General features: G+C 68.8%; 9 protein-coding genes. 1 reads left to right on the plus strand and 8 read right to left on the minus strand.

Going from position 1 to position 9555, the window contains the following annotated elements; genetic code table 11:
- The first annotated feature begins 66 nt into the window (after positions 1 to 66).
- Positions 67 to 1083: a sigma-70 family RNA polymerase sigma factor gene (locus tag IG99_RS40570; RefSeq protein ID WP_037683470.1), complete on the plus strand. Its 1017-nt coding sequence runs from the start codon at positions 67 to 69 to the stop codon at positions 1081 to 1083.
- On the opposite strand, the gene IG99_RS46875 is transcribed toward IG99_RS40570, so the two are convergent.
- The 8 genes from IG99_RS46875 to IG99_RS40610 all read right to left on the minus strand — a co-directional run bounded on the left by IG99_RS46875 (position 967) and on the right by IG99_RS40610 (position 9190).
- Positions 967 to 1353: an STAS domain-containing protein gene (locus IG99_RS46875; RefSeq protein WP_158973345.1), complete on the minus strand. Its 387-nt coding sequence runs from the start codon at positions 1351 to 1353 to the stop codon at positions 967 to 969. The genes IG99_RS40570 and IG99_RS46875 overlap by 117 nt on opposite strands.
- A gap of 19 nt (positions 1354 to 1372) precedes the next feature.
- Complete coding sequence (locus tag IG99_RS40575; RefSeq protein WP_037683474.1) at positions 1373 to 1966, minus strand: Uma2 family endonuclease; 594 nt, start codon at positions 1964 to 1966, stop codon at positions 1373 to 1375.
- A gap of 97 nt (positions 1967 to 2063) precedes the next feature.
- Positions 2064 to 3347 (minus strand): thymidine phosphorylase, encoded by a 1284-nt coding sequence (locus IG99_RS40580; RefSeq protein ID WP_037683475.1) that lies wholly within the window; start codon positions 3345 to 3347, stop codon positions 2064 to 2066.
- A 98-nt stretch (positions 3348 to 3445) separates the two neighbouring features.
- Entirely contained in the window at positions 3446 to 3850 is a 405-nt protein-coding gene (locus IG99_RS40585; RefSeq protein WP_037683477.1) for a cytidine deaminase, read from the minus strand.
- Positions 3847 to 5106: an ABC transporter permease gene (locus IG99_RS40590; RefSeq protein ID WP_037683480.1), complete on the minus strand. Its 1260-nt coding sequence runs from the start codon at positions 5104 to 5106 to the stop codon at positions 3847 to 3849. The genes IG99_RS40585 and IG99_RS40590 overlap by 4 nt, the downstream gene beginning before the upstream one ends.
- On the minus strand, positions 5106 to 6230 hold the full coding sequence (locus IG99_RS40595; protein ID WP_037683482.1) for an ABC transporter permease: 1125 nt from the start codon (positions 6228 to 6230) through the stop codon (positions 5106 to 5108). The genes IG99_RS40590 and IG99_RS40595 overlap by 1 nt, the downstream gene beginning before the upstream one ends.
- Complete coding sequence (locus tag IG99_RS40600; RefSeq protein WP_078948212.1) at positions 6227 to 7909, minus strand: ABC transporter ATP-binding protein; 1683 nt, start codon at positions 7907 to 7909, stop codon at positions 6227 to 6229. The genes IG99_RS40595 and IG99_RS40600 overlap by 4 nt, the downstream gene beginning before the upstream one ends.
- Before the next feature lie 222 nt (positions 7910 to 8131).
- On the minus strand, positions 8132 to 9190 hold the full coding sequence (locus IG99_RS40610) for a BMP family lipoprotein (RefSeq protein WP_037683485.1): 1059 nt from the start codon (positions 9188 to 9190) through the stop codon (positions 8132 to 8134).
- Positions 9191 to 9555 lie beyond the last annotated feature (365 nt).

Consider the following 9555-nt stretch of genomic DNA (forward strand, 5'->3'; position numbering starts at 1 on the left):
TGCGGTAGCTTCCGAAGTACTGGGCGCACAGGCGCGTGACAGAACGGCCACAGGGGTGGGTGGACGATGGGCAGCAGCATGGCGACACCGACAGACATCGATCTCCAACTGGAGAAGTACCGGGTCGAACTGACCGGGTACTGCTACCGCATGCTGGGTTCTTCCTTCGAGGCCGAGGACGCGGTGCAGGACACGATGGTCCGCGCCTGGAAGAGCTACGAGAAGTTCGAGGGCCGCTCCAGCCTCCGCTCGTGGCTGTACCGCATCGCGACGAACGTGTGCCTGGACATGCTGACGGCGGGCAACAAGCGGGCCCGGCCGATGGACCTGAGCGAGTCCACCCCGCTCGCCCAGGCGGCCCTCGCCCCCCGCCCCGACCACACCTGGCTGGAGCCGATGCCGGACGCCCGGGTGCTGCCGACGGTGGAGGACCCGGCGGATACGGCCGTGGCCAAGGAGTCGGTCCGGCTGGCCTTCATGGCGGCGCTCCAGCAACTGCCGCCGAAGCAGCGGGCGGTGCTGATCCTGCGTGAGGTGCTGGCGTGGAAGGCGAGCGAGGTCGCCGAGCTGCTCGGCACCTCGGTGGCGTCGGTCAACAGCGCGTTGCAGCGGGCCCGGGCGACTCTCGCCGAGCGGGACGGCCAGGGACCCGAGGGGGCGGTCTCGGACCCGCTGGACGAGGAGCAGCAGAAGCTCCTGGAGCGCTATGTCGCCGCGTTCGAGGGGTACGACATGACGGCCCTGACCGCGCTCCTCCACGAGGACGCCATCATGACGATGCCGCCGTTCGACCTGTGGCTGCGCGGCACCGCCGACATCACCGGCTTCATGACGACCCTCGGTTCCGCCTGCGCCGGCTCCCACCTCGTCCCGGTCCAGGTCAACGGCCTGCCGGGGTTCGCCCAGTACAAGCCCGACGAGGAGACGGGTGGCTTCACCGCCTGGGCCGTCCAGGTCCTGGAGTTGTCAGACGGCCGGATCACCGGGTTCCACTGCTTTCTCGACACCCAGCGCTGGTTCCCGCTCTTCGACCTCCCCCTCCACCTCGAAGCGAAGCCCGACGAGGTCGAGGAGCGTGTGTAGCCCGGGATCGGCATCCCGCAGCCGTATCCGTCCCCCGGCCCGCCGCGCGGCAAGCTGAAGCCGCGCGAGCAGATCGACTATGCCGAGGCCCGGTGGTCCGAGCCCCCCGACATCGCATACGACGATTCCGGCGCCGGTGCCCGCCATGAGCGCCCGCACGCCATCGCTCAGCCGCGTCACCTCCTCTCGGGTGACGGGGCCGGCCAGTACGAGTACGGGGGGTGTTGTGGCGTCCACGATCTGTAGACCGGGGGGAGGGCTACAAGTCATCGGAGGCTGGTGAAACCCCCTACGGAGTGGGGAAGTCGCTGGTATCCAGCGTGAACCCGAACGGCTCGGGCAGCTCGATCGCGTCACCGAACTTACCGGCGCGCAGCACGCGGTAGACGTCCTGCTGAGGTTCGCCGTACAGCGTGAGCGTGGGCCCCCCAGGAGCCCAGCTGTCTACGAGGAGGTACAGGGGGACATCGGCCTGGGCGTAGCCCGCCGCCTTCTTGATCCGGTCGTGGGTCGCGTTGGACTTGGAGGTGATCTCGACGATGAGCTCGGCGGCGGCTGCGGGGATGAAGACGCCCTCCTTGGCACGCAGAACGGCCCTCGGCACCACGGCGATATCGGGGATGTAGAGCCCGTCACGAGAAGGAACCGCTGTCCCCAACGTCTGGTAGATCCCCCATTGCCGGGGGATGACCTCATACAGACTGCGCTGCACGAGGTCCGCGATGTCGTTGTGGTCGTTGGACGGCGGTGGTGCCACGGTGACGATCCCCTCGATGATCTCCACCTTGCAGCCCTCGGGTGCGTCCGTCTCCTGCCAGATCCGGACGAGGTCGTCCCACTCGTGGCCGCTGGCCGTCGAGTGGTCGACGGTGAGTGCGCTCATGGCGGTTTCTCCAATCGGTGCGTCACCGATCCCAGCATGCCGAACGGGACCGGCGGCGGTCCACCGATCCCGTTCACCCGAAAGGGAAACCTCCTGGTCAGGCGATACGCTCCAGCACCACCCGCGACGGCGTGAACTCCGTCCCGGCCGCACCGATGTCGTACGAGCCCTCCACCGCCTGGAGCGCGTACTCGAAGCGCTCCGGGGTGTCGGTGTGGAGGGTGAGAAGGGGCTGGCCCTCCACGACCGTGTCGCCCGGCTTGGCGTGCATCTCCACGCCGGCACCTGCCTGCACCGCATCCTCCTTGCGGGCGCGGCCCGCGCCGAGGCGCCAGGCGGCGACGCCGATGTCGTAGGCGTCCAGGCGGGTCACCACACCGGAGGCCGGGGCCTTCACCACGTGCTGCTCGCGCGAGGTGGGCAGGGGCGCGTCCGGGTCGCCGCCCTGGGCCGCGATCATGCGGCGCCAGACGTCCATCGCGGAGCCGTCGGCGAGGGCCTTGGCCGGGTCGGCGTCCTGCACGCCGGCCGCGTCGAGCATCTCGCGGGCGAGGGCCAGGGTCAGCTCCACGACGTCCGCCGGGCCGCCGCCCGCCAGGACCTCTACCGACTCGCGGACCTCCAGGGCGTTGCCCGCCGTCAGGCCGAGGGGGGTGGACATGTCCGTGAGCAGGGCGACCGTCTTCACGCCGTGGTCGGTGCCCAGGCCCACCATGGTGGACGCGAGCTCGCGGGCGTCCTCGATCGTCTTCATGAAGGCGCCGGTGCCGACCTTGACGTCCAGCACCAGCGAGCCGGTGCCCTCGGCGATCTTCTTCGACATGATCGAGGAGGCGATCAGCGGGATCGCCTCGACGGTGCCGGTGACGTCACGCAGGGCGTACAGCTTCTTGTCGGCGGGGGCGAGTCCGTCGCCCGCAGCGCAGATCACCGCGCCCGTCCCGTCCAGTACGGACAGCATCTCCTCGTTGGAGAGCAGCGCGCGCCAGCCGGGGATGGACTCCAGCTTGTCCAGCGTGCCGCCGGTGTGGCCGAGGCCGCGGCCCGAGAGCTGCGGGACCGCCGCGCCGCAGGCCGCCACCAGCGGGGCCAGGGGCAGCGTGATCTTGTCGCCGACGCCGCCCGTGGAGTGCTTGTCGGCGGTCGGGCGGGACAGCGAGGAGAAGTCCATGCGCTCGCCGGAGGCGATCATCGCCGCGGTCCAGCGGGCGATCTCACGGCGGTTCATGCCGTTGAGCAGGATGGCCATCGCGAGGGCCGACATCTGCTCGTCGGCGACCTCGCCGCGCGTGTACGCGTCGATGACCCAGTCGATCTGCTCGTCGCTGAGTTCGCCGCGGTCCCGCTTGGTGCGGATGACGGAGGTGGCGTCCATGGCCATGGCTTGGCCTTCCTTCCGGTATTGCCGGGTGTTGCCGGGTTGTGCGAAGCGTGCGGCCCCTCCGAGCACCTGACCGGCTCGGAGGGGCCGCACGGGACTTACTTGGTGAGATGGCCGGGCCCGAAGGCCTGGGGCAGCATCTCCGACAGCGGCAGGATGCCCGCCGGGGTCTCCAGGAGCAGGCCCGGGCCGCCGAATTCGTAGAGCAGCTGGCGGCACCGGCCGCACGGGACGAGGATCTCGCCCTCGCCGTCCACGCAGGTGAAGTGCGTGAGCCGGCCGCCGCCGGTGTTCTGCAGCTCGGAGACCAGCCCGCACTCGGCGCACAGGCCGAGGCCGTACGAGGCGTTCTCGACGTTGCAGCCGGAGACGATCCGCCCGTCGTCGACGAGGGCCGCCACGCCGACCGGGTAGCCGGAGTACGGGGCGTACGCCCGGGACATGGCGTCCCGGGCCACCGCGCGCAGCGCCTCCCAGTCGACGGCCGGGTCGGCGTCGGTCACTTGCCCTGCCCCTTCCGGTAGGGGACACCGTCCGCCTTCGGCATGCGCAGCCGCTGGGCGGAGAGGGAGAGCACCAGGAGGGTCACGATGTAGGGGGCCGCGGAGACGACTTGGCGCGGGACCTCGTCCACGCTGGCGTACCAGAAGAACATCAGGGCCGAAATGAGGAGGGTGATCGCGGTGTTCAGGGCCTTCCTCTGCCAGGCCAGGTACGCCGCACCGATCACCAGCACGATCGCGATCAGCAGGATCAGCGCGTGCACGTTGGTGGTGCCGCCGCGCAGGTTGAGGCTGTCGGTGTAGCCGAACAGGCCCGCGCCCAGCGCCAGTCCGCCCGGCATCCAGTTGCCGAAGATCATCGCGGCGAGACCGATGTAGCCGCGGCCGGCCGTCTGGCCGTCCAGGTACACGTTGGACGCGACGATCGACAGGAAGGCGCCGCCGAGACCGGCGAAGCCGCCCGAGATGATCACGGCGATGTACTTGTACTTGTAGACGTTCACACCGAGGGACTCGGCCGCGATCGGGTTCTCGCCGCAGGAGCGCAGGCGCAGGCCGAAGGCGGTGCGCCACAGCACGTACCAGGTGGCCGGGACCAGGGCGACGGCGACGACCGTCAGCGGCGACAGGTTGGTGACCAGACCGCCGATCAGGCCCGCGATGTCGGAGACCAGGAACCAGTGTTTCTCGTTGAGCGTGTCCAGCCAGCTGGACAGACCTGGGATGTCGAAGGTGCCGAGCGAGTCGATCGGCGGGGACTGCTTGGAAGAGCCCTGCGGGGCGTCCTCGAAGGTGAACTTCGACAGGTAGCGGGTGATGCCGAGGGCCAGGATGTTCAGCGCCACACCGGAGACGATGTGGTTGACGTTGAAGGTGACCGTGGCGATGGCGTGCAGCACGGCGCCCAGCGCGCCGCCGATGATGCCGAAGACGACACCGGTCCACGGGCCCCACTGGTAGCCGGCCCAGGCCCCGAACCAGGTGCCGAGGATCATCATGCCCTCGAGGCCGATGTTGACGACGCCCGCCCGCTCGGCCCACAGACCGCCGAGGCCCGCGAGGCCGATCGGCACGGCGAGGCGCAGCGCGGTGGACATCTGGCCGGTCGAGGTGATGCCGTCGGCGCCACTGATCAGGCGGACGACCGAGGTGAGGACCAGCACGCCCGCGATGACCAGCAGGAGTACCGGGAGAGACATGCGGCGGCCCTTGGCGGGCCGCTTCGCCTGCGGCTTGGCGATGGTCGAGGTGCTCATCAGACCGCCACCTCCTTCTTCTGGGTGTTCTGGGCGGCGGCCGCGGCGAGTTCGGCGCCGACCCGCTTCTGCTGGCGGCGCAGACCCCACTGGCGTACGGCCTCGTACGAGATGACGACCGCGAAGACGATCAGGCCCTGCATGATCGTGGCGATCTCCTTGTCGTACGCCACCGGGGTCGCGTAGTCGAGGGCGGGAGAGGCCTTGTCGAGGAAGGCCCACAGCAGGGCCGCGAGGGCGATGCCGCCCGGGTTGTTGCGGCCGAGCAGTGCGATGCCGATGGCGGTGAAGCCGAGGCCCGCGGGGAAGCTGAGGCTGTAGGTGTGGGCGTCGCCGAGCAGCAGCGGCAGGCCGGAGATGCCGGCGACCGCGCCGGAGATCAGCATCGCGGTGAGCACCATGCGCTTGGCGCTGACGCCGGAGGCCGCGGCGGCCGTCTCGGACTCGCCGGTGGCCCGCAGGTCGAAGCCGAAGCGGGTGCGGTTGAGGACGAGCCAGTAGCCGATGCCCAGGGCGACGGCGAGGAAGACCAGGCCGTAGATTTCACCGACGTCCTCGCCCAGGTCGATGCCCGGCACCCAGCCCGACTTCTTCATCACGCCGGTCGTGACGTTGTCGCCGACCAGGACGCCGAAGTTGTCGCGGAGGGTGAGGTAGCCGATGAGGCTGGTGGCGATCGCGTTGAGCATGATCGTCGCCACGACCTCGCTGACGCCCCGGGTGACCTTCAGGACACCCGCGATGCCCGCCCAGAACGCGCCGGTGAGCGCTCCGACGAGGAGCAGCATCGGGATCTGGAGGAAGGAAGGCAGCGCGACGTGCGCGCCGACCACCGCGGTCATCATGGCGCCGAGGCGGTACTGGCCGTCGACACCGATGTTGAACAGGTTCATGCGGAAGCCGAGGGCGACGCCCAGGGCGGCGATGTAGTACAGCGACGCCTGGTTGATGATCAGCACCTGCACGTCGGAGTAACCGACCTGCTCCAGCATCAGCCCGTACGGCTCGAAGGGATTCTTGCCGGAGGCGATCAGTACGACCGAGGTCAGCAGGATCGCCGCGACGAGCGCGATGACCGGGCCGGCCACCGCGACGAGGACGCGGTCCTTGTCGAACTTCTTCATCGGGCCTCGTCCTCCGGACCGGCAGCTTCCTCAGTGGTTTCAGCGGTTTGCGGGGCTTCCCCGTGCTCCAGGTGACCGGAGGCGGCACCGGTCATGGCCGAGCCCAGTTCCTCCGGGGTGATGGTGGCCGGGTCGGCGTCCGCGACCAGCCTGCCGTTGTAGATCACGCGCAGGGTGTCCGACAGTCCGATGAGTTCGTCCAGGTCGGCGGAGATCAGCAGGACGGCCAGGCCCTCGCGGCGGGCCTCGCGGATGCGGTCCCAGATCTGGGCCTGCGCGCCGACGTCCACACCGCGGGTGGGGTGGGCGGCGATCAGGAACTTCGGGTTGTGGCTCATCTCCCGGCCGACGATCAGCTTCTGCTGGTTGCCGCCGGAGAGGGAGGCGGCGGTGACGTCGATGCCGGGGGTGCGGACGTCGTACTCCTCGACGATCCGGCGGGTGTCGGCCTGGGCGCCCTTGGGGTTGAGCCAGAAGCCCTTGGCATTGGGCGCCTCGGTGACATGTCCGAGGATGCGGTTCTCCCAGAGGGGGGCCTCCAGGAGCAGGCCCTGGCGGTGGCGGTCCTCGGGGATGTAGCCCACGCCGGACTCGCGGCGCTTGCGGGTGGGCCAGGGGGTGATGTCCTCGCCGAGGAAGTGGATGGCGCCGGAGTGGGCGTGCTTGGTGCCGATCAGCGCGTCGATCAGCTCGGTCTGGCCGTTGCCCTCGACACCGGCGATGCCCATGACCTCACCGGCGTGGATGGTGAAGGTGACGTCGTCGAGGACGCGCTTGGCGTCGCCGCCGCCCGCGAACTCGGTGAGCCCCTCACCGGCGGGCTCCTCCTCCCAGCCGACGGAGGCGCCGCCGCTGGCGTAGACGGTGAGGCCCTCGACCTGGAGGACGGCCTTGTCGGTGACCGTCGACTCGGCGGTCTCCGGGGTCGGCAGCTCGCTGCCGACCATCATCTCGGCGAGCTGACGCGGGGTGGTCTCGGAGGGGACCGCGGTGCCGACGGTCGTACCGCGCCGGATGACGGTGATCTCGTCGGCGACCGACAGGACCTCGCCCAGCTTGTGCGAGATGAAGATGACGGAGAGGCCCTCGGACTTCAGCTCGCGCAGGTTGGCGAAGAGGGCGTCGACCTCCTGCGGGACGAGGACGGCGGTCGGCTCGTCGAGGATCAGGGTGGTGGCGCCCCGGAAGAGCACCTTGAGGATCTCCACGCGCTGCCGGTCGGCGACGCCGAGGTCCTCGACCAGGGCGTCGGGGCGGACGCCGAGGCCGTAGCGGTCGGAGATCTCCCTGATCTTCTTGCGGGCGCCGCCGCCGATGCCGTGGAGCTTCTCACTGCCGAGGACGACGTTCTCCAGGACGGTGAGGTTGTCGGCCAGCATGAAGTGCTGGTGGACCATGCCGATGCCGCGGGCGATGGCGTCGGCGGGCGACGAGAAGGAGACCTGGTTCCCCGCGACGGCGATGGTGCCCTCGTCCGGCTTCTGCATGCCGTAGAGGATCTTCATCAGCGTGGACTTGCCGGCGCCGTTCTCACCGACGAGGGCGTGGACGGTGCCCTTTCGGACCGTCAGGTGAATGTCGTGGTTGGCGACGACACCCGGGAATCGCTTGGTGATCCCCGCCAGCTCGACCGCGATCGTCGACTGTGCGGTGAGCGGAGGGCTGCTGGACGCGTCGATGGCGCACTCTCCTTGGGAAAGGGGCCACTCTACGCGCGTAGCGCCCCTGCTTTAAATAGTGCCCGGACCTGACCGGTCGTTTTCGGGTACCCGATCCGTTCCGAGCATTCTGCCGCGCGAACGGGGGCGCGAAGAGTCCTCCCCGCGCCCCGTTCCGCAGTCGTAACGCTGCCATTGCAGCGCTTCCCGGCCAAGAGCCCTGACCGGGTCACAACCCGAAGGTCAAGAGGTCTTCACCTTGATGCTGCCGCTCTTGATGCCTTCCTCGGCCTTCTTCACCGCGTCCTGGATGGCGGTGTTGCCGGCGAAGGCGGGGTTGGAGTTCGACAGGCTCACGCCACCGTTGGTGAGGCTGCCGCGAACCACACCGGTTTGGGGCTTCTTGTCGTGGACCGACTTGGCGAGCTCGTAGACCGCGCCCTCGACGTTCTTCATGGCCGAGGTGAGGATCGAGTCCTTGTACTTGGCCAGCGCCGCCTGCTTGTACTGGTCCGAGTCGACGCCGATCGCCCAGATCTTGTGCGCGTTGGCGGCCTTGATGACGCCCTGGCCGGAGAGACCGGCGGCGGCGTAGACGACGTCCGCGCCCGCGTCGATCTGACCCTCGGCGGCGTTCTCGCCCTTGTCGGGGCTGGAGAAGCCGCCCTCCTGGGCCGTCTCCGTCAGGTACTGCTTCTCGATCTTGATCTTCGGGTTGACCGACTGCGCGCCCTGGACGTATCCGGCCTCGAACTTGTGGATCAGCGGGATGTCCACACCGCCGACGAAGCCGATGTGGTTCTTCTTGGTGGCCTTGGCCGCCGCCACACCCGCGAGGTAGGAGGCCTCCTCCTCGTGGAAGACCATGTCGGCGACGTTCTTCGCCTGGACCTTGTCGTCGTCGATGATGCCGAAGGTCACCTTCGGGAACTTCGCCGCGACCTCCTGGACGGCCGGCGAGTAGACGTAGCCCACGCCGATGACCGGGTTGTAACCCGACTTGGCGAGCTGCTCGAGGCGCTGCGCCTTGTCGGCGTCCGTCTCGCCGTCCTGCGGCTCGATGTCACGGCTGGTGTAGCCGAATTCCTTGTCGGCCTTCTCCAAGCCGGCGAACGCGGCATCATTGAAGGACTGGTCCCCCTTGCCGCCGACGTCGTACGCGAGACCGATGCCCTTGCTCTTGCCACCGCCACCGGAGGAAGAGTCGGACGAGCTGGACGAGCTGCTGCCACAGGCAGTCATGGTGATGGCAAGAGCTGCGGTTGCAGCGCCTGCAACCGCGATACGGGACACCCGGCGCATGGAACGAGACTCCTTTGTGCAAGCGCCCATCCAGGCGCTGGTTCCGCCGCAGCGTAACGCGCGTAGACAAATCCGAGAACCCTACCTTGCCAGAGTGTTATCCGACCGTTTTGAAGCGTAGGCAATGAGCCAGGGGCGGCTCAAGATCACCGGCCGGACCTGGCAACGACGCACCACGCCCCACCTTCCCGTATGCCGGGGAGATGTCATGTACCAGTCTTGCGAGGCCCCACTCATGAACACATGGTGAAGCCCCCGGCCGCGTAGGCCGGTTCTACTGATCCCCGCAACACCCTGGAGTTCAGGGAGTTGCGGGGATCGTGGGTTTTGAGGTGCTGAAGGCGAGGTTCTTCGAGGCACTGGAT

The organism is Streptomyces griseus subsp. griseus (genome assembly GCF_000720255.1).
GTDB classification, from domain to species: domain Bacteria; phylum Actinomycetota; class Actinomycetes; order Streptomycetales; family Streptomycetaceae; genus Streptomyces; species Streptomyces griseus_I.

Bases quoted from the DNA above. Each gene is read 5' to 3' on its own strand.
- IG99_RS40570 (WP_037683470.1), top strand. From the start codon at position 67: ATGGGCAGCAGCATGGCGACACCGACAGACATCGATCTCCAACTGGAG.
- IG99_RS46875 (WP_158973345.1), bottom strand. From the start codon at position 1,353: ATGACTTGTAGCCCTCCCCCCGGTCTACAGATCGTGGACGCCACAACA.
- IG99_RS40575 (WP_037683474.1), bottom strand. From the start codon at position 1,966: ATGAGCGCACTCACCGTCGACCACTCGACGGCCAGCGGCCACGAGTGG.
- IG99_RS40580 (WP_037683475.1), bottom strand. From the start codon at position 3,347: ATGGCCATGGACGCCACCTCCGTCATCCGCACCAAGCGGGACCGCGGC.
- IG99_RS40590 (WP_037683480.1), bottom strand. From the start codon at position 5,106: ATGAGCACCTCGACCATCGCCAAGCCGCAGGCGAAGCGGCCCGCCAAG.
- IG99_RS40595 (WP_037683482.1), bottom strand. From the start codon at position 6,230: ATGAAGAAGTTCGACAAGGACCGCGTCCTCGTCGCGGTGGCCGGCCCG.
- IG99_RS40610 (WP_037683485.1), bottom strand. From the start codon at position 9,190: ATGCGCCGGGTGTCCCGTATCGCGGTTGCAGGCGCTGCAACCGCAGCT.